This is a genomic window from Paracoccus sp. 08 (assembly GCF_024105395.1).
Taxonomy (GTDB): Bacteria; Pseudomonadota; Alphaproteobacteria; order Rhodobacterales; family Rhodobacteraceae; genus Paracoccus; species Paracoccus marcusii.
In genome coordinates this window covers 69,554-94,673 of record NZ_WEKR01000008.1, presented here as the reverse complement: position 1 = coordinate 94,673, position 25,120 = coordinate 69,554, and the positions used below count along the sequence as shown (strand labels likewise).

At 61.6% G+C, this 25,120-nt stretch carries 26 protein-coding genes; 14 read left to right on the top strand and 12 right to left on the bottom strand.

The genetic code is table 11. The annotated features are described in order from the left end of the window. The first annotated feature begins 37 nt into the window (after positions 1 to 37). Complete coding sequence (locus GBO37_RS04455) at positions 38 to 820, top strand: MBL fold metallo-hydrolase (RefSeq protein WP_252927468.1); 783 nt, start codon at positions 38 to 40, stop codon at positions 818 to 820. On the opposite strand, the gene GBO37_RS04450 is transcribed toward GBO37_RS04455, so the two are convergent. Genes GBO37_RS04450 through GBO37_RS04440 form a run of 3 tightly spaced genes read right to left on the bottom strand, consistent with a single transcriptional unit; the run spans position 817 to position 2,565 of the window. Next, a complete protein-coding gene (locus GBO37_RS04450; protein ID WP_252927467.1) occupies positions 817 to 1,467 on the bottom strand; it encodes a pseudouridine synthase in 651 nt (216 codons plus the stop codon). The genes GBO37_RS04455 and GBO37_RS04450 overlap by 4 nt on opposite strands. After that, positions 1,464 to 2,090: a LysE family translocator gene (locus tag GBO37_RS04445; RefSeq protein WP_046000408.1), complete on the bottom strand. Its 627-nt coding sequence runs from the start codon at positions 2,088 to 2,090 to the stop codon at positions 1,464 to 1,466. Before GBO37_RS04445 ends, GBO37_RS04450 begins: the two co-directional genes overlap by 4 nt. Before the next feature lie 22 nt (positions 2,091 to 2,112). Beyond that, positions 2,113 to 2,565, bottom strand: coding sequence for a GAF domain-containing protein (locus GBO37_RS04440; protein ID WP_045982463.1), 453 nt, complete (start codon positions 2,563 to 2,565; stop codon positions 2,113 to 2,115). A 117-nt stretch (positions 2,566 to 2,682) separates the two neighbouring features. Between GBO37_RS04440 and GBO37_RS04435 the strand changes: the two genes are divergently transcribed. Genes GBO37_RS04435 through GBO37_RS04410 form a run of 6 tightly spaced genes read left to right on the top strand, consistent with a single transcriptional unit; the run spans position 2,683 to position 7,375 of the window. Continuing rightward, the gene (locus GBO37_RS04435) at positions 2,683 to 3,999 is read left to right on the top strand and encodes a histidine kinase (protein ID WP_127897449.1); all 1,317 of its coding nucleotides are present in this window, start codon (positions 2,683 to 2,685) and stop codon (positions 3,997 to 3,999) included. Positions 4,000 to 4,030: 31 nt separating this feature from the next. Beyond that, the gene (locus tag GBO37_RS04430) at positions 4,031 to 4,657 is read left to right on the top strand and encodes a response regulator transcription factor (protein WP_046000410.1); all 627 of its coding nucleotides are present in this window, start codon (positions 4,031 to 4,033) and stop codon (positions 4,655 to 4,657) included. 9 nt (positions 4,658 to 4,666) lie between these two features. Continuing rightward, the gene (locus GBO37_RS04425) at positions 4,667 to 5,179 is read left to right on the top strand and encodes a DUF2478 domain-containing protein (RefSeq protein ID WP_148910578.1); all 513 of its coding nucleotides are present in this window, start codon (positions 4,667 to 4,669) and stop codon (positions 5,177 to 5,179) included. After that, positions 5,176 to 5,439 (top strand): sulfurtransferase TusA family protein, encoded by a 264-nt coding sequence (locus GBO37_RS04420; protein ID WP_338045326.1) that lies wholly within the window; start codon positions 5,176 to 5,178, stop codon positions 5,437 to 5,439. The genes GBO37_RS04425 and GBO37_RS04420 overlap by 4 nt, the downstream gene beginning before the upstream one ends. 15 nt (positions 5,440 to 5,454) lie before the next feature. Beyond that, positions 5,455 to 6,429 (top strand): iron exporter MbfA, encoded by a 975-nt coding sequence (gene mbfA / locus GBO37_RS04415; protein ID WP_252927489.1) that lies wholly within the window; start codon positions 5,455 to 5,457, stop codon positions 6,427 to 6,429. Positions 6,430 to 6,451: 22 nt separating this feature from the next. Next, positions 6,452 to 7,375 (top strand): AEC family transporter, encoded by a 924-nt coding sequence (locus GBO37_RS04410; RefSeq protein WP_252927464.1) that lies wholly within the window; start codon positions 6,452 to 6,454, stop codon positions 7,373 to 7,375. Here the strand turns inward: GBO37_RS04410 and GBO37_RS04405 are convergent. Next, positions 7,372 to 8,661: a 4-aminobutyrate--2-oxoglutarate transaminase gene (locus GBO37_RS04405; RefSeq protein ID WP_252927462.1), complete on the bottom strand. Its 1,290-nt coding sequence runs from the start codon at positions 8,659 to 8,661 to the stop codon at positions 7,372 to 7,374. The two genes, GBO37_RS04410 and GBO37_RS04405, sit on opposite strands and share 4 nt — an antisense overlap. A 133-nt stretch (positions 8,662 to 8,794) precedes the next feature. Here GBO37_RS04405 and GBO37_RS04400 point away from each other — a divergent pair, with 133 nt between their 5' ends. Then, the gene (locus tag GBO37_RS04400; RefSeq protein ID WP_252927460.1) at positions 8,795 to 9,592 is read left to right on the top strand and encodes a crotonase/enoyl-CoA hydratase family protein; all 798 of its coding nucleotides are present in this window, start codon (positions 8,795 to 8,797) and stop codon (positions 9,590 to 9,592) included. An 88-nt stretch (positions 9,593 to 9,680) separates the two neighbouring features. Here GBO37_RS04400 and GBO37_RS04395 read toward each other — a convergent pair whose 3' ends face one another. From GBO37_RS04395 to dapD, 3 genes are read right to left on the bottom strand one after another with little or no spacing between them, the layout of a single operon-like run. Then, positions 9,681 to 10,259, bottom strand: coding sequence for an exopolysaccharide biosynthesis protein (locus GBO37_RS04395; protein WP_046000416.1), 579 nt, complete (start codon positions 10,257 to 10,259; stop codon positions 9,681 to 9,683). Between the two features lie 55 nt (positions 10,260 to 10,314). After that, positions 10,315 to 10,770: a YaiI/YqxD family protein gene (locus GBO37_RS04390; RefSeq protein ID WP_252927457.1), complete on the bottom strand. Its 456-nt coding sequence runs from the start codon at positions 10,768 to 10,770 to the stop codon at positions 10,315 to 10,317. Next, entirely contained in the window at positions 10,770 to 11,591 is an 822-nt protein-coding gene (dapD, locus tag GBO37_RS04385) for a 2,3,4,5-tetrahydropyridine-2,6-dicarboxylate N-succinyltransferase (RefSeq protein WP_127897455.1), read from the bottom strand. The genes GBO37_RS04390 and dapD overlap by 1 nt, the downstream gene beginning before the upstream one ends. Before the next feature lie 105 nt (positions 11,592 to 11,696). Here dapD and GBO37_RS04380 point away from each other — a divergent pair, with 105 nt between their 5' ends. Together GBO37_RS04380 and rsgA are read left to right on the top strand one after the other, a co-directional pair. Next, positions 11,697 to 12,527, top strand: coding sequence for an LOG family protein (locus GBO37_RS04380; RefSeq protein ID WP_252927455.1), 831 nt, complete (start codon positions 11,697 to 11,699; stop codon positions 12,525 to 12,527). A gap of 40 nt (positions 12,528 to 12,567) precedes the next feature. Next, the gene (rsgA, locus tag GBO37_RS04375) at positions 12,568 to 13,575 is read left to right on the top strand and encodes a ribosome small subunit-dependent GTPase A (protein WP_252927453.1); all 1,008 of its coding nucleotides are present in this window, start codon (positions 12,568 to 12,570) and stop codon (positions 13,573 to 13,575) included. A gap of 403 nt (positions 13,576 to 13,978) precedes the next feature. Here the strand turns inward: rsgA and rlmN are convergent, their stop codons facing one another. Both rlmN and GBO37_RS04365 read right to left on the bottom strand, forming a co-directional pair. Then, entirely contained in the window at positions 13,979 to 15,163 is a 1,185-nt protein-coding gene (gene rlmN / locus GBO37_RS04370) for a 23S rRNA (adenine(2503)-C(2))-methyltransferase RlmN (protein ID WP_045983077.1), read from the bottom strand. Between the two features lie 114 nt (positions 15,164 to 15,277). Next, positions 15,278 to 15,799 carry an invasion associated locus B family protein gene (locus GBO37_RS04365; protein ID WP_046000420.1) on the bottom strand — a complete coding sequence of 174 codons (522 nt, stop codon included), beginning with the start codon at positions 15,797 to 15,799 and terminating at the stop codon, positions 15,278 to 15,280. Between the two features lie 150 nt (positions 15,800 to 15,949). On the opposite strand from GBO37_RS04365, the gene GBO37_RS04360 reads away from it, so the two are divergent. The 3 genes from GBO37_RS04360 to GBO37_RS04350 all read left to right on the top strand — a co-directional run bounded on the left by GBO37_RS04360 (position 15,950) and on the right by GBO37_RS04350 (position 18,793). Next, entirely contained in the window at positions 15,950 to 16,936 is a 987-nt protein-coding gene (locus tag GBO37_RS04360; RefSeq protein WP_252927451.1) for an asparaginase, read from the top strand. A gap of 202 nt (positions 16,937 to 17,138) precedes the next feature. Next, complete coding sequence (locus GBO37_RS04355; RefSeq protein WP_252927448.1) at positions 17,139 to 18,377, top strand: tyrosine-type recombinase/integrase; 1,239 nt, start codon at positions 17,139 to 17,141, stop codon at positions 18,375 to 18,377. 2 nt (positions 18,378 to 18,379) lie between these two features. Next, the gene (locus tag GBO37_RS04350) at positions 18,380 to 18,793 is read left to right on the top strand and encodes a hypothetical protein (RefSeq protein WP_252927446.1); all 414 of its coding nucleotides are present in this window, start codon (positions 18,380 to 18,382) and stop codon (positions 18,791 to 18,793) included. A 411-nt stretch (positions 18,794 to 19,204) separates the two neighbouring features. Here the strand turns inward: GBO37_RS04350 and GBO37_RS04345 are convergent, their stop codons facing one another. Continuing rightward, positions 19,205 to 19,966, bottom strand: a complete 762-nt coding sequence (locus GBO37_RS04345) for a hypothetical protein (RefSeq protein ID WP_252927443.1) — start codon at positions 19,964 to 19,966, stop codon at positions 19,205 to 19,207. Between the two features lie 676 nt (positions 19,967 to 20,642). Beyond that, positions 20,643 to 21,869, bottom strand: a complete 1,227-nt coding sequence (locus tag GBO37_RS04340) for a hypothetical protein (RefSeq protein ID WP_252927440.1) — start codon at positions 21,867 to 21,869, stop codon at positions 20,643 to 20,645. A gap of 1,338 nt (positions 21,870 to 23,207) precedes the next feature. Here GBO37_RS04340 and GBO37_RS04335 point away from each other — a divergent pair. Continuing rightward, positions 23,208 to 24,089 carry a DUF4238 domain-containing protein gene (locus GBO37_RS04335; protein ID WP_252927437.1) on the top strand — a complete coding sequence of 294 codons (882 nt, stop codon included), beginning with the start codon at positions 23,208 to 23,210 and terminating at the stop codon, positions 24,087 to 24,089. A gap of 7 nt (positions 24,090 to 24,096) precedes the next feature. Here the strand turns inward: GBO37_RS04335 and GBO37_RS04330 are convergent, their stop codons facing one another. Continuing rightward, a complete protein-coding gene (locus GBO37_RS04330; protein WP_252927434.1) occupies positions 24,097 to 24,969 on the bottom strand; it encodes a hypothetical protein in 873 nt (290 codons plus the stop codon). Positions 24,970 to 25,120: the final 151 nt, after the last annotated feature.

The window sequence follows — 25,120 nt, the reverse complement described above, 5'->3', positions numbered from 1 at the left end:
GGTTGGCCTTTCTTTCCCCCGTTTCGCAGGAGACAGCATGCACCTGACCCGTCGCACCGGACTGAAACTGGCCGCAGCCCTGATGGGCACTGCCGTCCTGCCCGCCCTGGTCCTGCCCCGCGCCGCCCGCGCGCAGGACGGCGGCTTTCGCCATGCGGTCGAGGGTGGAGAGGTCGTGATCCACCCCGTCGATCACGCCAGCATGGTCCTGGAGACGCCCGCGGGGGTGATCTATGTCGATCCGGTCGGCGGGGCCGAGGCCTATGCCGACCTGCCTGCGCCCGACGTGATCCTGATCACCCACGAACACGGCGACCATTACGACCAGCCGACGTTGGACGCCCTGCCCGAGGYGCCGATGATCGCCAACCCCGCCGTGGCCGGGATGCTGCCTGCCGCCATGGCCGAACGCACCACGACGATGGCCAATGGCGACAGCGGAGAGGCTCTGGGCCTGCCGATCGAGGCCATCCCCGCCTACAACATCACCGAGGACCGGCTGCAGAACCATCCGCAGGGCCGCGACAACGGCTATATCCTGACCATCGGTGGCCAGCGCTTCCTGATCGCCGGCGATACCGAGGATACGCCCGAACTGCGCGCCCTGACCGACATCCATGTGGCGTTCCTGCCGATGAACCTGCCCTATACGATGTCGGTGGATCAGGCGGCGGCGGCAGTCACCGCCTTTGCCCCCGACGTGGTCTATCCGTACCACCACCGGGGCAGCGACCTGGACGCGTTCACGGCCTTGGTGGCCGAGGGCGGGTCGGGCACGCAGGTCGTCGTGGCACCGTGGTACGCCGAAGCGGACGCCTAGAACGGCACCTTGGCCGAAAACCCGGTCTGCACCCCGGTGTCGGGGTGGCGGAACCGCAGGCTTTCGGCATGCAGCATCAGGCGGGGATGGTCGGCGGCCGTCCCCGTCGCATAAAGCGGATCGCCCAGGATCGGGTGGCCCAGGGACGACATGTGCACCCGCAGCTGGTGGCTGCGCCCTGTGACGGGCATCAGGCGCACCCGTGTTTCCGCATCGGTCGCGCGGACGACGCGCCAATCGGTCTGGGCGGGCCGACCCTCGGCATAGTCGACCTTCTGGCGGGGCCGGTTCGGCCAGTCCACGATCAGCGGCAGGTCGACCCGACCGGTCTCCGGCTGCAGGCGGCCCGAAAGCCGCGCGACATAGACCTTCTTGGTCAGCCGATCCTCGAACTGCTTGGACAGGTCGCGCTGCGCCTGCGGGGTCAGGGCAAAGACCATCACCCCCGACGTGTCCAGGTCCAGCCGATGCACCAGCAGCACGGTCGGAAACGCCTCGCGCAGGCGGGCGATCAGGCAGTCGGCCCGATCCTCTCCGCGCCCCGGCACCGACAGCAACCCCGCCTGCTTGTCCACCACCAGCACGTGGTCGTCGGCATGCAGGACCACCGGGATGTCCGGCGGCGGGGCATAGACGAATTCGGTCATTTCCAGACGAGGCGCAGCGCCAGCCCCGCGAACATGACGGCGGCGATCTTGTTGACCATCCCCAGCCGCTTGCCGATCACCCCGCCTGCGATCCCGCCGACGATGCCGTATCCCATGGTCACCAGCGTCCCCGTGAATGCGAAGATCAGCCCCAGGCCCAGGATCTGCTGCCAGACCGGGCCCCAGGCGGGGTTGGTGAACTGCGGCAGGAAGGCCAGCAGGAACAGGACCGGCTTGGGGTTCAGCGCGTTGGACAGGAACCCGCGGCGAATGATGTTCCAGACCCTGACGCTGCCCCGGGCCGACGGGTCGATGTCCCCCGACCGCCAGCTTTTCCACGCCAGCCACAGCAGATAGGCCGCGCCCGCGTATTTGATGGCGCGCAGCGCCTCGGGATGGGCGGCGACGATCGCGCCCAGGCCCACGGTCGCCAGCGCCACGTGCATCAGCACGCCCAGGCCCACGCCGAACCCGGCCCAGGCCCCGGCGCGCGGCCCGCCCTGGATGCCGCAGGCGCTGGCGAAGAACACGTCCTGACCGGGCGCAAAGTTCAGGACCAGCCCGCCCGCGATGAACGCGGTCAGCTGTCCCGCGGGAATGTTTGCCAAGGTGTCCCAGATCATCCTGCTGCCGTCCCCATCGTGATCACAGATGCCCGAAGGCGTCCGCCAGAATCGCCGTCAACGCATCCGCGTCGGCCTGACCAAAGGCATCCGGGCGGTCGCTGTCGATGTCCAGCACCCCGATCAGCCGCCCGCCCGCGCCCAGGACAGGCAGCACGATCTCGGACCGGGTGCTGCTGGAACAGGCGATGTGGCCCGGGAAGGCCTCGACATCGGGCACGATCTGGACCGTGCGCGTGCGCGCCGCCGCCCCGCAGACCCCGCGCGAAAACGGGATGACCAGGCAGCCGTGCCCGCCTTGATAGGGCCCGATCTTCAGCAGCTCGGGGCCCACCACGCGATAGAAGCCGGTCCAGTCGAACCGGTCGTCGGAATGATGCAGTTCGCAGGCGACGGTCGCCATCAGCGCGACCTCGTCGGTCTCGCCCGCACACAGGGCCCGGATGCGGGCCGACAGATCGTCATAATCACTCATCCGCATATCCTTACGCGGGGCCGTCGGGACAGGAAAGCCCGCCCGTTCACCGCCGCGACGATTGCGGCGGGGACGCGGACCATTGCCCCGGCAACCGCTTGGCGGCACTGTCGCGCCATGACGCTGCGCACCCGCATCCTGACGCTGATCCTGATCGTCCAGCTGGGCCTGATCGCGCTGCTGGCCCTGGGCAGCCTGGACCGGCTGCGTCGCGACATCGCCACGGAAACGCGCATGGGCGCCGAGACGGCGCGCAACCTGGTGCTGGCCACGATCGGCACGATGCAGGGGGCCGTGCCGCCCGACCGCATCATGGCGCGGCTGCCCGAACGGCTGACCGAACCCCGCCACGCCCGCATCGGCATCCTGAACGCGCTGGACGGCACGCTGCGCCAGCCCGCGGGTCCGCCCGACCCGGCGCTGCGCGCGCCCGGCTGGTTCGCGGCCCTGGTCGCCCCCGACCCGCAGGAGACCCGCCTGCCGGTGGTGATCGACGGCCGCCCGCGCGGCTATGTGCTGATCACCGGCGACCCGGCCGAGGAGATCGCCCGCGCCTGGCGCGACATCCGCGACCTGATGGCGCTGGCGGCGGCGGCAGCCGTCCTGCAGGCGGCGCTGATCGCCGGGGCATTGGCGCAGGGGCTGCGCCCGGTCGCCACCATCGCCGCGCGCCTGTCCGACATGACGCGGGGCGACCTGGACAGCCGCATCGGCCCGCTGCCCCATCCCGACCTGGCGGCGCTGGCCACCCATGCCGACCGGCTGGCGCAAGCGCTGGAACAGGCCCGCACCGACCGCACCCGCCTGCAGCACCAGGTGATCGCCCGCGCGGACGCCGAACGAAAGGCCATCGCCCGCGACCTGCACGACGAGATGGGCCCGTGCCTGTTCGGCCTGCGAGTCGAGGCCGATGCGCTGCGCGAGGCGGCGCCCGACCCCGCGACCGCCGCGTCGGCCGACCAGATCGCGGCGATCGCGGAACAGATCGCCCGCGTGAACCGCACCCTGCTGGACGATCTGCGCCCGATGGCGGTGGGACAGCTGCCTTTGGCCACGGTGCTGGCGGATTACGTGGCCGATCTGAACCGCCGCTTTCCGGGCACCCGCTTTGCCCTGGACATGGCCGCGGGCCTGCCCGAGCCCGACGAGGCCACCGCCCTGACCCTGTTCCGCATCCTGCAGGAGGGCACAACGAACGCCCTGCGCCATGCCCGGGCGGACCGGGTGGACATCCGGCTCTGGACCGATCCGGCGCATTGGCGCATGGTGCTGGCCGATGACGGCGTGGGCATGGCCCCCGACCGGCGCGAGGGGACCGGCCTGACGGGCATGCGCGAACGCATCACCCTGCTGGGCGGCACCCTGCGCCTTGAGGCCGGGTCGCCCGGCACGCGCCTGATCGCGGACCTGCCCCGGCAGGCCGGACAGCCCTGACGACCGCCAGCACTGAGGACAGGACAACCCCGTGACGAAACGCGCCTTGGTCATCGACGACCACCCGATCACCCATCTGGGCGCCAGCCGCCTGCTGCGCGATCTGGGCTATGACCCGGTGGGCCAGGCCATGTCCGGAGAGGAGGCGCTGGACCAGCTGACCCGCGACCCCGCCCCCGACCTGATCGTCCTGGACATCAGCCTGCCCGGCGCGGGTGGCCTGGACCTGGTCGCCCCGCTGCTGGCCGCCGCACCCGACGCGCGCATCCTGGTCTTTTCGATGAACGACCAGACAGGCTTTGCCGCCCGTGCCCTGCAGGCGGGCGCGCAGGGGTTCCTGTCCAAGAACGCCCCGCCGTCCGATTTCCGCGACGCCGTGCGCACGCTGGAGGCCGGAGAGTTCTATCTGGCCCCCAAGCAGGCGATGGCGCTGGCCACGCTGCGCGCGGGCGCCGCGGGCGACCCCCTGGGCGCGCTGTCGGACCGCGAACGCCAGGTCCTGGCCCTGATTGGACAGGGGCATGCGCTGCAGGCCATCGCGGATCAGCTGGGCGTCAGCTACAAGACCGCGGCCAACACCTCGTCGGCGCTCAAGAAGAAGCTGGGCGTGGACGGGATCAACGGCTTGATGAAATTCGCGCTGGACAGCGGCGTATAGGGGGTCGGCATGCTGGCTTGGTTCACGAACGACACCGACACGACGCCCGGCGCGGCCGACCTGGCGCTGGAGGCGCTGGCGGCGGACCTGCGCGCGCGCGGACTGCCCGTGGCGGGGGCGGTGCAGCGCAACCTGGACCTGGGCCCCGACTGCGCCTGCGACATGGAGATGATCGTGCTGGGCGATCCCGGCGATCCGGTCCGCATCTCTCAGTCGCTTGGGCCGGGAGCGCAGGGCTGCAGGCTGGATACCGGCGCGCTGGAGGAGGCGGTGGCGCGCACCGCGCCCCACCTGGCCGGCGCGGGCCTGGTGGTGATCCCCAAGTTCGGCCGGCAGGAGGCGATGGGCCGCGGCTTTCGTGACCTGATCGGCCAGGCGGTGGCCGACGGGCAGCCGGTGATCCTCTATGTGCCGCGCCAGCAGCAGGCGGCGTTCCTGGATTTCGCGGGCGATCTGGCGGTGCAAATCCGGCCCGACCAGCTGCGGTCCTGGTGCCTGGACCGATTCGCGGCGGCGTCGTGACGGACCTGGACGCGCGGGGGCTGCTGTGTCCCCTGCCGGTGCTGCGCCTGCGCAAGGCGCTGCTGGCGATGCCTGCGGGGGCGACCATACGGCTGATCGCGACGGACGGCATGGCGATGGTCGATGTGCCGCATTTCTGCGGGCAGGCCGGGCATGCCATGATCGGGATGCGCGATCTGGGCGACGGCGTCATGGAATTCACGGTCAGGCGCGGCCCCGCGACCGGACAGGCAGCCGATCCTGCCCCCGAAGAGAGTTGAGCACCGACGATGACCATGCCCTTCCTGCCCTCCCGCAAGCGCCTGTCGGAGTTGACGGAGCAAGAGATCGTGGCCCTGGCCATCGCCTCCGAGGAGGATGACGCGCGCATCTATCGCAACTGGGCGGCGTTCCTGCGCAAGGACTATCCCGCCAGTGCCGCCGTGTTCGACGCCATGAGCGCCGAGGAGGACGGCCACCGCCGCCTGCTGCTGGACATGCACCAGCGCCGGTGGGGTGACGCCATCGCCGTGATCCGCCGCGAACATGTCGCGGGCTATGTCACCCGCCGCCCCGCCTGGATGATCGAGAACCTGTCGCTGGACCGCATCCGCGCCGAGGCCGCGGGCATGGAACGCGACGCGGCGGAGTTCTATGCCCATGCCGCCCAGGTCAGCCAGGACGCCGGCACGCGCAAGCTGCTGGGTGATCTGGCCGCCGCCGAACGCGGCCATGAGAACCGCGCCCACGAGCTGTCCGAGGCGCTGCTGTCCGCCGATGCCCGCGCCGAGGAGGATGCCGTCGCCCATCGCGACTTCGTCCTGACCTGGGTGCAGCCGGGCCTGGCGGGGCTGATGGATGGCAGCGTCTCGACCCTGGCGCCGATCTTTGCGGTGGCCTTCGCCACGCAGGACCCCTGGACGACCTTCCTGGTGGGCGCCGCCGCCAGCATCGGCGCGGGCATCAGCATGGGCTTTACCGAGGCCGCGTCCGATGACGGCGTGGTGTCGGGGCGCGGATCACCACTGAAGCGCGGGCTGTCGTCGGGGGTGATGACCACCGTGGGCGGGATGGGGCACGCCCTGCCCTATCTGATCCCGGATTTCTGGACTGCGACCACCATCGCCATCCTGGTGGTCTTTGTCGAGCTGTGGGCCATCGCCTGGATCCAGAACCGCTGGATGCAGACGCCCTTCTGGCGGGCCGTCTTGCAAGTCGTCGTGGGCGGTGGTCTGGTGCTGGCCGTGGGGGTGCTGATCGGATCGGGCTGACGGCCCCCGCCCCGGGGGCCAGATGACCGAGATCCTGCTCAAGACCCTGCCCTTCTTCGCCCTGATCGGGCTGGGTTGGGTCGCCGCCGCCACGCGGTTCTTTCCTGCCCAGGGCGCGGCCTGGCTGACGAAGTTCGTGTTCTATTTCGCGCTGTCGGCGATGCTGTTCCGCTTTGCCGCGGGGGTCGATCTGGGTCGGCTGTTCGATCTGCGCTTCGTGCTGGGCTATCTGGCAGGCTCCACGGCGGTCTGGGCGGTGGGCCTGTGGGTCGCGCGCGCCCGCGGCCTGGGCCTGGCCGAGGCCGCGATGGAGGCGCAGTGCTGCATGATCGGCAACACCGGCTTTCTGGGCGTGCCGATGCTGGTCGTGCTGCTGGGCCCGGCGGCGATCGGGCCGGTGCTGATGGTGCTGATCATCGACATGCTGGTCTTTTCCACGCTGATCACGCTGATCGTGCATGCCTCGCGCAATGGCGGGGTCGGCGTCGCCGCGATTGTGCCGGTGCTGCGGGGGATCGCGGCCAACCCGATGATCCTGGCGATGGTCGCGGGCCTGTCCTGGGGCGGGCTGGGCCTGCCCATGCCTGCCCCCCTGGACGAATTCCTGTCGATCCTGGGGGCAGCCGCCACGCCGGGCGCGCTGTTCGCCATCGGCGCCAGCCTGGCGGGGCGCAGCCTGGCGCGGCTGGCCCCGTCGGCCTGGCTGTCGGGGGCCAAGCTGGTCCTGCACCCGGCCGCGGTGGGTCTGGCGGCCTGGGCCTTCGGGGTCGATCCCGTGTCGGCGGGAGTCATGGTGGTCGCGGCGGGCCTGCCGGTCGCGGGCAACGTCTATATCCTGGCCCAGCATTTCGGGCTGGCGCAGCAGCGGGTGTCGACCGCGATCCTGATCTCGACCGCGGCCAGCATCCTGACCATCCCCGCGCTGATGGTGCTGATCGGCGCCTAGGCGCGCGCGGCCAGCATCGCCTCCTCCAGGATGTCCAGCGCCTGCGCGAACTGGTCGTCCGGGATGGTCAGCGGCGCCAGGAAGCGGATCACGTTGCCATGCACCCCGCAGGTCAGCAGCAGTAGCCCCCGCGCCAGCGCCTGTTCGCGCACCCGCGCGGTCAGGCCTGCATCGGGCCCGTCCGGCCCGATGAACTCGGCCGCGACCATGAAGCCCGGGCCGCGGATGTCGGCCAGTTCCGGCATGCGGGGCTGGATCGCCTCCAGCCGCGCCTTCAGCGCCGCGCCCAGACTGTCGGCGCGTTCGCACAGGCCCTCCTCCTCGATCACGTCCAGCACCGCCAGGCCCGCCGCGATTCCCAGTGGGTTGCCGCCATAGGTGCCGCCCAAGCCCCCCGGCTCGGCCGCGTCCATGATCTCCGCCCGGCCCGTGACCGCGGCGATGGGCAGCCCGCCGCCCAGACCCTTGGCCATAGTCACCAGATCGGCGGCGACGCCGTGATGCTCCATCGCGAACAGGCGGCCGGTGCGGGCGAACCCGGTCTGCACCTCGTCGGCGATCATCACGATGCCATGCCGGTCGCACAGCGCGCGGATCGCCACGACGAAATCGGTGGGCGCGGGATAGAAGCCCCCCTCGCCCTGCACCGGCTCGAACACGATGGCGGCGACGCGGGCGGGGTCCAGGTCGGCCTTGAACAGCTTGTCGATGGCGGCCAGGCTGTCCTCGGTCGTGACCCCGTGCAGCGGGCAGGGGAAGGGCGCGTGAAAGACGTCGGGCATCATGCCGCCGAAGCCCTTCTTGTAGGGCACCACCTTGCCGGTCAGCGTCATCCCCATGAAGGTCCGCCCGTGAAACGCGCCGGTGAAGGCGATGACCGCATCGCGTTTCGTGGCCGCGCGGGCGATCTTGACCGCGTTCTCGCAGGCCTCAGCCCCGGTGGTGACAAAGATCGTCTTCTTGGCGAAATCGCCGGGGGTGGCGTCGTTCAGACGCTCGGCCAGGCGGACATAGTTCTCATAGGGCAGGACCTGGTGGCAGGTATGGGTGAAGGCGTCCAGCTGCGCGCGCACGGCCTCGATCACGCGGGGGTGGCGGTGGCCGGTGTTCACCACCGCGATGCCGGCGGCGAAATCGATCAGGCGGTTGCCCTCGATGTCGGTGACGGTGGCGTTTTCGGCATGGGCCGCGAAATGGTCGGTCATCACGCCCACGCCGCGGGCCATGGCGGCGCGGCGGCGGGCGGCGGTTGCCGCGTTGGTCGCGGCGTCGGTCAGGTCCTTCATGGTGCATCCCTCCCTGGATGGATGGTCCAAGGGTGATCCTTTCGCACGCGTTTGCCAACGGCGAACTTCGCCTCGACGCAGGCGGCGGGGCGGGCTATCCCCGGACGCGCACGTTCAAGGGAGGGAACCGGACATGCGCGACATCGCGGATCTGAGGCTGTCGAACATCCTGCTGGCGGTGGACGACGAGGGCATCGCCCGCGTCACCCTGAACCGCCCGGCCAAGCGCAACGCGCTGGACCTGGCCACCATCGAGGAGCTGATCGACATCTTCACCACCCTGCCGCGGGCGGGCGTGCGCGCCGCGATCCTGGACGCGGCGGGCGATCATTTCTGCGCCGGGCTGGACCTGGTGGAACACCACCGCGAGGATCGCAGCGCCGCCGATTTCATGCAGGTCTGCCTGCGCTGGCACGACGCGTTCAACCGCATGGAATATGGCGGCGTGCCGGTCATCGCCGTCCTGCAGGGGGCGGTCGTGGGCGGCGGGCTGGAACTGGCCAGCGCCGCGCATATCCGCGTGGCGGGGCCCGGCACCTATTTCGGCCTGCCCGAGGGGCAGCGCGGCCTGTTCACGGGCGGCGGCGCCACGATCCGCGTGGCCGACCTAATCGGCAAGGCGCGGATGATCGACATGATGCTGTCCGGGCGCCTCTATCGCGGGGACGAGGCCGTGTCGGTGGGGCTGTGCCAATACATGGTCGCCGACCCGGCCGCCCATGCGCTGCAGATCGCGCGCAAGGCGGCACAGAACCCGCCGCTGTCGAACTTTGCCATCTGCTCGGCCATCAGCCACATGCAGAACATGAGCGCGCTGGACGCAGCCTATGCTGAGGCCGCCGTGGCCGGCGTCGTGAACACCCAGGCTGCGGCCCGCGACAGGCTGGCGGCCTTCGCCGGCGGCACCGCGGACAAGATCAAGCCCGCCTGACGGGGGCGCCATGTCGCGTCGCGTGCCTTGGGCCCGTGCCGCGGCAGCGGTCGGTCGGGGCTCGATGCCCCGGCCAACCGCTCCTCGCTCAGGGCATCAGGGTCAGGACCAGCGTGACCACCCCGCCGATCGCCAGGAACCCCAGCAGCACGAAGACACCGTCCCGCGCCAGCAGGCCGAACGCCAGCAGGCTGACCACCACGCCCATCAGCGACGAGGTGAACGGAATGAATTCCAGCAGCGGCATCACCAGCCCGCAGCACAGGCAGATTCCCTGCACGATCCAGCGCATGGGCCGGCGCACCAGCGGGGTCAGCCGCTCGTGGCTGACCCGGTCCAGGAACCGCGCGGGCTTCTCCATCCAGTCAAGCGCCTTGCGCAACCGGTCGCCGGACACCTGCCGCCGCATCAGGAAGCCCGGCAGCCAGACGTGATCGCGACCGATCAGCATCTGCGCCGACACCAGCGCGATCAGCAGGCCGCAGATGCTGGAGAACAGCGGCACGCCCGACAGGGGCGACGCCACCGCAAAGGCCGGGATCATCAGGTTGGGGGGCAGCGAATCCTGGCCCAGGGCCTCGGCGATCTGTCCGACGCTGACCTTGTCGCCCTCGGCCCCCTTGCGCACGCGGCCGACCAGATCGGTGATGACGGTGTCATCGCTCATCGCATTCTCCTGCTTGTCGGGGGTGCAACGCATGGACGCGTCGCGGGGTCCGCGCTCAGCCCGCGCGGCGTGCGGCGGTCAGCAACCGGTCCAGCGACTGCAGGAACCGTGCCCGGTCGGCCTTGCCGAACCCCGCCCCGCCGCCCTTGTGGAACGGGTCCGCCGCGCGGATGTCGGCCATCAGGTCGCGCGTGGCCAGCCGTGGGCCGATGTTGCGCACGTCCAGCACCTCTCCGGCATGTGTCAGCACCGCCGCCCCCCCCTTGATGCAGCGATCCGCCAGCGGCAGGTCACCCGTCACCACCACGTCGCCGGGACCGCAGCTGTCGGCGATCCACTTGTCGGCCTCGTCGGGGCCCGCGGACACGATCTGCAGCCGGACCAGCGGATGCGTGGGCATCCTGAGGCCCCCGTTGCAGACCAGCACCATGGGCACACCCATGCGGACGGTCACCCGCTCGGCCTCGGCCTTGACCGGGCAGGCATCCGCATCGATGAACAGCGTGGTCATCAGTCGCGCAGCAGCTCGTTGATCGAGGTCTTGGACCGCGTCTGCGCGTCGACCCGCTTGACGATCACCGCACAGTACAGGTTCACACCGTTCTTGGACGGCATCGTGCCAGACACCACGACAGACCCCGCCGGAACCTCGCCATAGGTCACGCTGCCGGTCTCGCGGTCGACGATCTTGGTCGACTGGCCGATATAGACGCCCATCCCCAGGACCGATCCCTCGCGCACGATGCAGCCCTCGACCACCTCCGAACGCGCGCCGATGAAGCAGTCGTCCTCGATGATCGTCGGCCCCGCCTGCAGCGGCTCCAGCACGCCGCCGATGCCCACGCCGCCCGACAGGTGGACGTTACGGCCGATCTGCGCGCAGGACCCGACGGTGGCCCAGGTGTCGATCATCGCGCCCTCGCCCACATGGGCGCCCAGGTTGACGAAGGACGGCATCAGAACCGCGCCCTTGCCGACGAACGCCGATCGCCGCACGATCGCGCCCGGCACGGCGCGGAACCCCGCGCGGCGCCAGTCGTCCTGGGTCCAGCCGTGGAACTTGGACGGAACCTTGTCCCACCACGAGGTGCCCTGCGGACCGCCGGCCATCTCCTCCATGTCGTTCAGGCGGAAGGACAGCAGCACCGCCTTTTTCGCCCACTGGTTCACGTGCCAGTCGGCGCCGCGCTTTTCGGCCACGCGCAGGGCACCGCTGTCCAGCTGGTGCAGGGTCTCGCGCACGGCCTCGCGGGCGGCGCCCTGCGTGTCGGGGGTGATCTCGGCGCGGGCCTCCCACGCGGTTTCGATGGCTTGTTCCAGGTCTTGGGTCATCTTGGCCTCTTGCTGCTGTCGCGTCCGGGTGGAAACTGTTGCCTGTGGGCTATAAGCATCAACCAATGCCCGCGCAATCCGCGCATCCCCCACCCCGAGGCCTTGATGACCGATACGACCGAACAGGACCGCGCCCACACCCTGCCCGCCAGCAGCCGCGACGCGGCCCGCGCCCGGCACGTGCCCGACACGCCCCAGACCCGTGCGCCGTCCTATCAGCTGGCCTTCAGCGACCGCGACTTTCTGCTGCGCGAGGAGCTGCGCCCCGTCCGCCTGCAGCTGGAGCTGCTGAAGCCCCAGATGATCATGGACGAACACGGCATCGAATCCACCGTGGTGATGTTCGGCGGCGCGCGCATCCCGGCGCCCGACGGCGCGGCCCGCGACGCCCGCAGCCCGGCCTTGGCCGAACTGTCGAAATACTATACCGAGGCGCGCCTGTTCGCCCGCCTGATGACCGAACGCAGCCTGGCGCAGGGCGGCAAGGAACTGGTCATCTGCACCGGCGGCGGCCCCGGCGTCATGGAGGCGGGCAACCTGGGCGCGCAGGAGGTCGGCGGCCAGTCGATCGGCCTGGGCATCGTGCTGCCGCACGAGCAGGCGCCCAACCCCTATGTCACGCCGGACCTGTGCTTCAACTTCCACTATTTCGCGATCCGCAAGATGCATTTCCTGATGCGCGCCCGCGCGATCACGGTCTTCCCCGGCGGCTTCGGCACCCTGGACGAGCTGTTCGAGGCGCTGACCCTGATCCAGACCGGCCGCATGGCCCGCATCCCGGTCGTGCTGTTCGGGGCCGAGTTCTGGGACGGCATCATCAACTGGCAGGCCCTGGCCCGCGCCGGCACGATCAGCGCATCCGACCTGGACCTGATCCGCTATGTCGAGACCGCGGACGAGGCCGTGGCGATCATCGACGCCTGGTCGCCGGAATGAAACGCTTGCATCGCGCCCGTGGCCCGATCATGCAGATCGCATGACACGCGCGCTGGACGATCTGGGCTGGGGGCCCTTCTTTGCCGATCAGGTCACCGATGACGATGCGGGGCTGGTGCCCATGCGCATCGCCGCGGTGCACCGGTCGCGGCTGATGGCCGAAACCGGGGCGGGCCAGGTCCGGCTGGACCTGCCGCTGCATGCCACGACCGCAGACTATGCGGTGGGCGACTGGGTGCTGGCCAAGGGCGACACGCGCGTGGTGGCCCGCCTGCTGGACCGCCGCGCCCTGCTGCGCCGCCGGACCGAGGGGGCGGATGCCCGCCAGCTGATCGCCGCCAACGTGGACACGCTGTTCGTGGTCACGTCGTGCAACGATGATTTCAACCCGGCGCGGCTGGAACGCTATCTGGCCCTGGCGAACGAAGCCGGGACGGACCCGGTGATCGTGCTGACCAAGATCGACAAGGTCGACGACCCGTCGGACTGGATCGACCGCGCCCGCACCCTGCAGCGCGGGTTGCAGGTCGTGGCGCTGAACGCCAAGTCGCCCGATGCGGCCGCGGTGCTGGCGCCCTGGTGCGGACCGGGGCGGACGGTCGCGCTGGTGGGTTCGTCCGGGGTGGGCAAATCGACGCTGCTGAACACGCTGTCGGGCCGCGATGCCCAGGCGACAGGCGAGATCCGCGAATCGGACGCCAAGGGGCGGCACACCACCACCGCGCGGTCGCTGCATCCGGTGGCGGGCGGGGGCTGGGTCATCGACACGCCCGGCATGCGCACGCTGCACGTGGCCGATGTCGCCGTGGGCATCGAGATGCTGTTCGCCGAGATCACCGAACTGGCCCCCCATTGCCGGTTCCGCGACTGCACCCATGCGCATGAACCGGGCTGCGCGGTGCAGGCGGCCGTGCGCGCCGGCACGCTGGACGCGAACCGCCTGGAACGCTGGCGCAAGCTGCACGACGAGAACCGCGACAACACCCCCGTCCAGACCGGGCCCCGCGGCAACCGGACCACCCTGCCCCGCGGCGGCAGGCGGCGCTGACGGTCATTGCTCCCGCAATTGTGCCAAACGAGTTGTGGGAGGGTCGTCCCTTGGCGGACGTTTCCCGGTTTGGGTATCCCCTGCTGCTGCAAACGTCGTCGAACAGCCAAGCACATAGGCCGCAACCTGCATCACGATGGTACAGGTCGCCAATGAAGCCACACTGAAAATGCGACGAACAGGGCCAAGGGTCACGCGCCAAAACTGTTTGTGCGCGGCGAGGCCAAACGCATCGCAGACAGGCCTTTGGACCGGACGACAGGCAAAAACTCCCGTGACGCCGCGGCGGCGATCACCGTCAAACGCACTGTAGAGCGTGCCATCCGCACAGGAGGGTGCCGTCGAGCAGCCTGCCGGTGGCAGGTGCCGTGACCGGGCCCGCGGCAGGTTCAGACGGGCTGTTCTAGGCGGTTTCCGCCGCGATCTGGGCGCGGGACTTGCGGCCGCGTTCTGTCGCGGATTTCAGCTGGCCGCAGGCGGCCATGATGTCCTCTCCGCGCGGGGTGCGGATCGGGCTGGCATAGCCCGCATTGTGGATGATGTTCGCGAAGGCATGGATGCGGTTGTTGCTGGACCGCTTGTAGGGGGCGCCGGGCCATTCGTTGAACGGGATCAGGTTGATCTTGGCCGGGATGCCCTCGATCAGCTTGACCAGGCGGTGCGCGTCCTCGTCGCTGTCGTTGACGCCCGCCAGCATCACGTATTCAAAGGTGATCCGCTCGCTGTTGGTCAGGCGGGGATAGTCCCGCAGCGCGGCCAGCAGCGTCTCGATGTTCCAGCGCTTGTTGATTGGCACCAGCCGGTCGCGGACCTCGTCCGTCGTCGCGTGGAAGCTGACCGCCAGCAGGCAGCCGATCTCCTGCGCGGTGCGCGCGATCTCGGGGACGACGCCGCTGGTCGACAGGGTGATGCGGCGGCGCGACAGGGACAGGCCCTCGTTGTCCATCACGACCTTCATCGCGTCGCGGACGTTCTCGAAATTGTACAGCGGCTCGCCCATGCCCATCAGGACGATGTTGCTGATCAGCCGCGTCTCGTCCTTGGGGGCGCCCTGGACGGGCCATTCGCCCAAATCGTCGCGCGCCAGCATCAGCTGACCGACGATTTCCCCGGGCGTCAGGTTGCGCACCAGCTTCTGCGTGCCGGTATGGCAGAACGAACAGGTCAGCGTGCAGCCCACCTGGCTGCTGACGCAGAGCGTGCCGCGGCCCTCCTCGGGGATGTAGACGACCTCGACCTCGTGGCCGCCGGCGATGCGGACTAGGTACTTGCGCGTGCCGTCGCTGCTGACCTGACGGGTCACCATCTCGGGCAGGGTGATCTCGAAATTGGCCGCCAGCAGGGCGCGGTAATCCTTGGCCAGGTTGGTCATCTGCGCGAAATCGCGCACGCCCCAGTGATAGACCCACTGCCAGACCTGGCCCACGCGCATCTTGGCCTGACGCTCGGGCGTGCCCGCCGCGACCAGGGCGTCCAGCAGCTGCGCACGCGTCAGGCCGACGATGTTCGTCAGCCCGCCCTGGGGCAGCTTGCGCGGAAGCGTCATCACGTCCTGCGTGATCGGCGCAGACGGGGTCTGATCGGTCATGAAGATCACCGGTGTTGGAACGGCCCAAGGGGCGAAAGACAGCCACATATGCGAAAGCGGGCCCGAAATCAACCGGCCCGCCCCCTTGGTTCCGTCAGGACTGCAACCTTGCGGTTACTGGCAGCGCTCGCGTGCGCTGTTGGTCGCGGCGGTGATGCCCGACAGGCTGAACGTGTCCTTGGTCGTGGTGCCGCGTGCCGAACGGCCGGTCACGACCGCCGACGAGCCGCCGCGCAGGGCCGCGATCATCGCCTCGTCGTCGGACGGGCTGCCGGTCCAGGCGCTCTCGCCCTCGGTGAACAGGTTGAACGTGCGGCCGCCCACATCGACCTCGACCGTCGAATCCGGGGCGAAGGGATAGCCGCCGCTGAAGCTGACCTCTCCGTTCTGGCCGGGACGGTAGGCGACGTACAGGCGGATGTCGCCGCGCGTCACCTCGGTCGGCTGACCGTCGCGGGTGTTCAGCGTGGATTTCGGGGGCGAGACTGCCCAGCATTCGCGCGGGTTGTCGGCCGCGAAGACTGTCCAGTCCCCTTCGGTCGCCACGACGTTGCTGGATTCTTGCGCAACCGCCGTGCCCAGTCCGGCGATCAGGACAAGGCTGGCGCCCATGCCGCGCAGGGTGGTGGTAATCATGCTCTGGCCTCCTGCCAATTCAATTCGCCGCTTCGCCCGGCGTTCTTCCTGATTGCTGTGGTCTTTTCAACCATCTGTCGTCAGGATAGCGAAAATCGCCGCCCGTTAAAGGCTGCGCAAGCACAATCGCGCAATTGTCAGGGAGAAAACATGCGGTCCGCAGAAATGATCGAACTGTGGCGCGGCGACATGCGCGAAAGCCTGCATGCCGGCCATGCCGTGATCTGCGACGCTCATGGCGTGGTCGAGGCCTGGGGGCGACCCGGGCAGGTGATCTATCCGCGGTCGTCGTGCAAGATGATCCAGGCGCTGCCGCTGATGGAAAGCGGTGCCGCCGATGCGGCGGGTCTGACCGACCGCCAGCTGGCCCTGGCCTGCGCCAGCCATTCGGGGGCGGCGATGCATGTCGCGGCCGTGGACGGCTGGCTGACCGGGCTGGGCCTGGGCGAGTCCGACCTGCGCTGCGGCAGTCACATGCCCCGCGACCCGGAGGAGAACCGCCGCCTGACCTGTTCGGACACCGCGCCCTGCCAGCTGCACAACAACTGTTCGGGCAAGCATGCGGGCTTTCTGACGCTGAACCGCCACCTGAAGGGCGGGCCGGATTATGTCGAGCCCGACCACCCGGTCCAGCGCGCCGTCAAGGAGGCCTTCGAGGCAGTCACCGACGAGGAGAGCCCCGGTTTCGGCATCGACGGCTGTTCGGCCCCGAACTGGGCCTGCACGGTCGAGGGGCTGGCCCGCGCAATGGCGCGGTTCGCCAATCCCGGCACCGACCGGCGCGGCCAGGCCATGCGGCGGCTGGTGGACGCGATGCGCAGCCACCCCGAGATGGTCGCGGGCGAGGGTCGGTCCTGCACCGAGCTGATGCGCGCGATGGGGGGCGTCGCGGCGATCAAGACCGGGGCCGAGGCGGTGTTCGTGGCGATCCTGCCCGACCAGGGCCTGGGCGTCGCGCTGAAGATCACCGATGGCGGCACCCGCGCCAGCGAGGCCGCGATCACCGCGCTGCTGATCCACCTAGGCGTGCTGGATGCGGCCCATCCGGCGGCGCAGGCGCTTCTGGACGGACCGATCCTGAACTGTCGCGGCATGGTCACGGGCAACCTGCGCCGCGCGCCGGGCTTTCCCGCCTGAGGGCCGTCACAGCCCCGACATGGAGCCGTGCTTTACTGTGCGGCACGGGATGCCCCCGTCCCGTTCCCGTGCCCCGAACCGGCGCCCCTTGGCAGAGCGGGCGCCGGATGCGTCTTAAGCCTATGGACTCCTGAAAATATATTGATCTACAACAGGTTGTTGTGGTTGGTGTAGGTGGGAATCGTAGGTGGTAGTTGTCAATATGGCACAATATCTGGTCAAGCAACGTAACGGGTACTACGCCACACTAGAGGTGCCCAAGAGCCTACGTGCGAAGCTAGGCAAGGTCCGGTTCAAGCAGTCATTGCAGACTGACTCGCTCAAGGTAGCTGAGGTACGAAAACACGCTCTCGTCTTACGCTGGAAAGCAGAGATTGAAGCAGCGCGGAACAACCTTTCAGAGACTGATTTGGCCTTTCTGGTGAAGGTGCAGAAGGATTCCCGTAAGAAGGATGACCCCCCCAAGCTGACCACTGAAATGATTCAGCACATCATGAATGTTGTAGGTCCTGCGTCAGCACTGTCAGATACGGAAAAGACAGAGATAGACGAGATTGCTAAGGGTAAGACTGTCCTTCTCAAGCAGTTCATTGCTGATTACGATAAATCACTGACCTACATAGAAGAAAAGACTAAGGATATTCGCATATCTGACGTCAAACGCTTCGCTAAACAGTTCAAGTACGCCAAGGATGCCACAAAGAAGGCTGTTAAGGATTGGGTAGAGATTAACCTGATTGCTGAACAAGGCTTGTCTCTGCTTAGTTGTAGGAAGATTGTTTCCAATGCACGTCAGTACTGGAAGTACCTACAGGACAAGAAAGACCTGAACCTACCTGACCCCTTTGATGATGTAGTGCCTGCTAGGTTGACTACTCAAAAGAAGATCAATGCAGAAAGCCGCAAACACTTTGAGGTAGACGACTACAAGAAGCTGATAGCAGCCACGAAAGACCCTCAAATGATCGCTTTGATCCAACTTGCAGCATACACAGGCTGTAGATTAGAGGAAATTTGCTCACTCAAGACTAGTGACGTAAAGAAAGATAGACTAGTCATTCAAGACGCAAAGACTAAATCTGGCCTGAGAACCATCCCCATACACAAAGACATTGCGAGCCTTGTAGCCTCACTGGTGAAGGGTTCTGTAGATGGGTACGTTCTGTCCGGTCTGACTGAAAACAAGTACGGGGACAGGTCAAACGCTATTGGAAAACGGTTTGGTAGGATCAAAACTAACTGCGGGTACGGTCCTGACCTAGTATTCCACTCTTTCAGAAAATCCGTAGCTAGCCAACTTGAAGCTGCTGGCATAGATGAATTGATCGCTGCAAGATTGCTTGGACACAAGATCACCACTATGTCATATGGCAGGTACTCAAGCGGCAATACCCCTTTCCCTAAGCTACAAGAAGCAATCAACACACTAGATTGGAATTAGAAATGGCAAAAGAAGAAAACATTGATGATCTGCTTGCACAACTCAAAGAACACGATGAACAACAAGCTAAGATTAGAGAGAAAATCAAGGCAAGTGCTGTAGGTGAAGCCGAGTCTATAAAAGAAAAAATTAACAGCATATCGTCTCTGTCAGGCATCTCTAAGTTTGATCTTCTTGGGATAACGAAAGAAGAAGTAATTAGACATTTTAAGATAAGACAACGGGCAGACAATAAACAAAATAATAAGGTTCTTTCAGGGGATGAAAAGATTATCAAAGAATACAAGACGAAGAACCCTAAAAAGGAATTTCCGCTAAGTAATGGCGGCACCTACAATTTCAAGAAAAAAGGCCCTATGCCCAATGAGGTCAAGGAGATGATCTTGGCAGAGGTTGCTGGAATAGCACCTGAGTAGTGCCACAGAAGCCCTAGAAGGCACCGTAAAGCGGCGGAACACCATCTAGGTAAACTACCCCAGCTGACAGTACTATCGCCGCTGTACGCTCCAAACTTTATTTGATGTAGTGACATGATAGACCCTTGAACGGGTAGGGTTAAGTCCTATATTTCCGCAGAGGATCGCAATACCATAGTAATCACGCTACAGATTAGATTAATCATCATTCAGTCATGAATAAAAAAGATTGCTGTAGTCACTAACTATAGTTATCGAATGTGTAGGAATTATTCATAGCTGATACGGTTACTGCTAGTGCTGATGCTATGTAAAGAAAACTAAAGATCATTGATTCATTCCTTTAAGATAGAAAAAGTCCCTACAGCTATTTAATGCCGTAGGGATATATTTATTTGATGATTGCGGAACTTAGCCTTTGCTACCCCAAGTCACACCTTTCCGTCCAAACTGATCTTTGAATGAGACAGAGTAGTTGAAAAGTTGTCCAGTTACTCTTGCTGTAGCGGCTCTCAAGGCAACACAAGCCTGATTGGCATCGACACAGAGAATGGTATCTTCTCCGTAAGGGGCTAGTGTCATCCAGTTGTCAGCTACTGCCCTGTCCCTGATCTGTGCGAATAGACCTGTTTCGGGTAGTTCATCACATTCTACACCTTGCCACCGTAGCGCTGGACCTTCACTAGTGACACACCAACTTGTCTGTAGATGGGGCTTAATTACGGTAATAGACGAGACAGGGTAGTAATTTAGTGTCTTAAGCTGATCTAGGGTAATATCATGGTAACTATCGTCCAGGATCACAGAACCGTACTTGGTGAGTACCCTAAATTTGCTCTCTGTACCTGTTGTGGTGACGCTGTACGGCCCTAATTGAACTTCCCTGACCCTGTACCCATTCCGGCCTTTTGTGCGCTGTAGCAGCTTCCCTGTGAGTGTATCCCTGCATACCGAGACGACTTCTTTGTCCTGATCTGGAATGGAGTCCATACTGATTTGGTACTCGTTGGAGCCGTAGGCTAGGAAGCTTACGAGAACACGGTCTAGATCATCCTGTGCAGCCTCTTTGACTACAGATAATCGGTTATCTAGGTAATATTTAAGTTCCTGTACCTTCTTGGTTGTAGCTTGATCTTGAGATAGGATAGACCAGTTTGTCTTTAATTTAATCATTCAATTTTTTCCCTGAATTATCGCGTTCATAGTCGGTCAACCAGAATAGTGTTGAGTAACTATTTTCCTTGAAGTGCCTTTTCCTAAATGGACCTAGAGACTTTTTCTCAAGGCATTTCAGACAGCAACTGAAATAGATTTCACCGTCAAAGTAGGGTTTGGTCTTACAGCCAACACAGATACATTCTGGTGAGTATGGAACATGCCAAGGGTGATGACTGGTTTCTTGTCTGTTCTGTGAGATTTGATTGACGTTCATGCTACTGCCTCACAGTCGGGACGAGTGTAGCGGGGAACGGTATTAGTACTGTTCTGGTAGGTCGGGACCTGGTTAGGCTTTACGCCCTCTAAAACACCTACCCGTTCCCACTCCCAGAACGATTTAACACGTACTGCACGGTCATACTGTTCTTCGGTTGTCCACTTAGCCCACTTCCATAAGGGTTGAGGCCTCCAAGAAGGATGTGCACTATCCTGTGCTTGAGTAGTCATAGGGGTATCATGATCGAACCCCATCTTGAGCAATAGCCTAGCGCCATCATATGAGGGGCTGTTTACCAAGCCTATAAATTTATCGTTTAGGTAGATTGCAAACTTAGATTTCTTGTCAAGTTCATCTTCTGGCAATGTCTCAAAGGCGCGTATTTTGTAAAATAAGGTAATCATAATTTTTCTTTCAAATAGCTAAGTCTAGTAGTTCTTCTTCTTGCTGGTTGAGCCAATCTTCTAGGAGTTTCTTCATTCTGGTAGATGCTACAAATAGCGAGATAGGCTTTCCGTTACGTACTGCACTACGAAAGACAAATTGAATCATTTCACTTAATGCAAACTGGTCACTGTCAATTGGTAGACCGTGTGACTGGAAATAAGCGCTTACGGAAACATGGGGATAACGATCATAGCAATGTAGAACCACGTCTTTATGCGAGTGGTCATTGGTGGCTCTAGACATGGCTGATAGATAGACATTGGACACTGGCCGATCTTTTGGGCGACCTACATACTTATGACCTCTGCTGGCGTTTAGCTTAGGCAGTGCTGCCATGATCCTATTGTCGTCATTATCTGCATGGGTCCTAACCCCTCGTACAATCTTCCCGATTAGCTGTAGCTGTGTAGGTGTAGCAGTTCTCTTATACCAAGTTGATGAAAGGCTAATACGTTTCACAGGGTCCATAGTTGGAATATGAACAAACTTGATGTTGTTCCGTAGTGTTTTGATTACATCGTCATTTGATCTATAGAGAGGGATTTCCAGGTACTTCCATTCAATGCCATGAAGCCTGAGAAACCTTTCGAGTACGCAACCCTCAAACATGTAGGTGATGATGATTGTCTGTTCAGCAGCTTTGAATAGTTCGATGGGGATTTGTGTAACTAGGAATGTGTTTGTCTTGGTGGTATAGAGATTTCCCTTACTTGCTTCCTTGGCGATGTTCTCGAATGAGCCACCTACAAAATAGGAAACAGGCTTTTTCAGAATGACCTGATTGTAGGGACAAGTAATCTCTGCACTGTCCTGTTCTACCATCATTGAGACGTCACGGGACTTACAAGCAAACTCTTCTACTACGTTAATCTCTTCGTCTAGGATCAGTGTGTATCCCTGAGATCGGATAACCTGCCAGTGGCGCTGGTTCATTAGTGCAAAGAGTGAGTGAGTGGTGGCGATGTTCTCACCGTCTAAGAGTAGCTTTAAGGCATCTGTTGTCTTGGTATCGCTGTCGCCACTTGGAGCCTTGAACTGCATTTCTGGTAGTTCGGCTTGGATACGTTCTTCTACTTCGCTAAGTAGTGGTGATACGTAGATATACTTACTGTCTTGGTTCTTCTTCATCATGTTGAAGATAGCAGTAGACTTACCTGTGCCAGGCAAGGCATCGAGTACTTGAATTGTTTTCATGGAATTAGCCTAAGAATAGAAAAAACCGCAGACTCTACCTCGTGGCGGCGAGGGAATCTACGGCTTATACCCTGTCGTAACCAGAGTATGACTTGTGCTCTTGTTTCTCCGCCAAGAGTTACTGCACAATTATGATGTTGGATGGTTCAAATTAAAAGAGGTGCCCTACAGCTAGACCCACTCAACAGGTCTGCCATAGGGCTAAGTTCGGCTTTACAACCAGGAAACTGTCTATTAGCAACGAATGACGGTAGGTTGCTCAACACGTAGACAGCAGACGTGCTAATCTTTTCACCTATCTAATATAGGTACGATTGGTCGAAATTTCAAGTAGCAGTAAACATTTATTAATCAATTATCGGCATAATTCTTGCTAATAGTTTGATGCTTTTCTCGTACTAGTAATATAAGCACCCTGACTGATTTTTGCAGTGTAAACCATGTCACTCGCGAAAATAAAGTTGGGGGAATGGCGCTATTTCAGTGGCCTATTGAGGCTGATTTATTATTGATTGGCCAGTCAATTATTACAGGGTTGGGCGGAATGTGCCCAACTGGGGGTCTTAACCCTTGGAAAATAAAGGGAAATTTAGCCTGACCCTTAGAATAAAACTAGTAAGACAGACGTGTTAAAAACTATCGCAGTAACGAGCACCAGCGGATCAGATATGACAGCTTACGCTGCCCTATCAGTCACTACTACGTAGCGAACTCCTTGGACTCGTGTTGCTTCATCCTTCTATGATTAATCCCTACAATATAAGGTAAGAAGGGTATAACTGTAGTTACGTACTTATCTCCTATTAATTAATTAGCCTACAGGCTGAGACTGACAAGTCCAGTCATCAAGACATAAGCTAAAGAACTACAGTAGCTAGGCACTATATGGTAATTACTAAACCTATCGGTCAGCCTTGATAGGCTATGATCAAATAGAAGATACGAATTAGACTACTTGTTACCTGTTTTATTTTGTAGCTAATCTTTGTAGATTGTCCCGACAGGAGTCCAAGGATTTTCACTCTGCAAAGAGTGACAGATAGAACACTGTAAGTGTTATAGCTGATCCGCTGGCGCTCGTCATATTTCCCTTATCTAAAGCTGTAATACGGTAGTTAGATAACAATAGCTTACATGCCGCAAAAGTAGTGATGTATCGTTGAGATTATTCCGCTATTTCAGTACTATGCTCTACTTTAGTTCTAATATGTATATTGTTCGTACTTGGTGGAAAATGCTTACCGTGTCGCTCTCCGGCAGCAGTGAAATATCGCTTGATAACGCGCATGCTAGATGTATGGACTTCTACAAACCATTATTTATCGTTAGGTTTAGAATATGGCAAAATCTCGACGTAGCACCAGGCATCATTATATTCCAAAGACCGTTCAACGCGCATTCGTGATTGAAGGGGAGAAGGACAGGATATGGTATTCGGAGAGATGCTCTAGAACAGGTTTATTTATGGCGCCGGAGATTAGAAATATTGACTCTACGTTTCAGGAGAAGAACCTTTACACCGTGAACTATGACAGCACCCCGAGCGATGTTATTGAGAGGGCGTTCTATGGTCCTTTGGACAATCATCTTGGCTTAATTATCCCTCAAATAATTTCCGCCTTAGATGATGGTGCGTTGCCCGTGTTTTCTGATGAATCCGAGCGTAGTATGCGGTTGGTTGTCGTGGAGATGATGAAGCGAACTCCAAACGCATTCGAGGGGCTGGAATTGGATAGTGTGGTACAAAGGGTACTGAATGAACCCCCTGCCCAGGACTTTCCAGAAGACGTTCTACAGGCATTTAGGCGTGATCTAGAGAATCCGGCCTACATTGAGAAATTTAAGCGTGAGGTCTTTGCCCGCGGCCGAATTAGGCCGTTAAAGAATGTAAACAAAACACTCGAGGAATTTTCAGTGAGATGGGGGATATGCAAAGGCAAGCACTCATTCGTTTTATCTAGTAGATATTGCTACATGATAGGTAACGGGGGACCTAGCGGTCTTGCAAACGAGAATGTTGAGTTATGGATGCCTATTTCACCGAAGTACTGCATGGTGCTGGTACGTGATGCGTTTGGTAGGGTCCCGAAACTATGCGAGGTAGATTCGGCCATGGTTAGAAAGTTTAACTTGCACTCGTTAAGAAACAGTCATGCAATAGCCTCACACTCACAGAAACTTATAGAAAGCATCATTGGGAAAAGCGCTGTTATTAGATAATTATTTGTTATTTCACCGGCATCGTGCCGACTACATGACGGATGGTTTTCTGTTCTTTTTGCATAAGTCCTATATATCGTAAAAGGTGTTTACCAAGTTCGGATATTTCGGCCCCGATAATAGTGTTTGTTTGTCTTTTCTCTCTCTTCCTACCTTCTAGGTACTCCTCCATCTGATAAATAGGTTTTGTGAGACCGAGAGCTATGAGATCAGCTTCCGCTACGTCAAATGCCGTCTTACTTGCTTTCTCCACATACAAAACAAAATCAGAGACTCCGTACTGATACACTATTACTGGTTCTTGTAAGGATTGTTTGTCTGTGAAGACTGGTTGCCCATAATGCAGGCTTTGCCTAGCGCCTTCTGGAATATTGTCTCTTATCTGACCTAGTGAATATTGACGGCGAGGCGCAGATCGCCAGTTCAAGGCGATGATATGATACTCAGTTATACGGTCCACAAGCGCGAGCATCACCTGGGCCTGCGAAGCGCTGGCAGCTTCCTTTGCAGTAATACCTTTAACTACGATCTCTTTGAGGGCTTCAAGCTTTTGCTTACCTGATGACCGTGTAGCAGTCTGTACCGCTTTCAGGAGTAAGGACGATATTTCCTCACTGTCCTCCAAGTCTTTTGCTCTAATTACCCCGGACTGTTCCATCTCAGTCAGACGCTCATTCACATCCGTTAGGAACTTGTCTCGTCGCCTTATCGCAGGGTCTGTCACGATCAGATCAAATGCCGCCGCCAGTACGCCCCCGCCTACAGGTGCAAGGACACCCGCAGTTGCCTTGACCATGAAGGACCCAACGTCATACGCCCGCTCTGCGTTGGTGGAGGCGTTCAGATCATCACTTGCTGCTTTGGTTGAGTCCGCTTGCACGTGTTTGCTCCCATTCTGCTTACGCTCAGTAGAAGCCGCACAAGGCCAAATTAGCTAGGGCGTACGTGAACTATGTTTCTGCTTCTCCGGCCTACTCCCATCCGGTCTCAATGAAGCAAGCTGGTGTGAGATAGCCCCTGTGAGACGATAG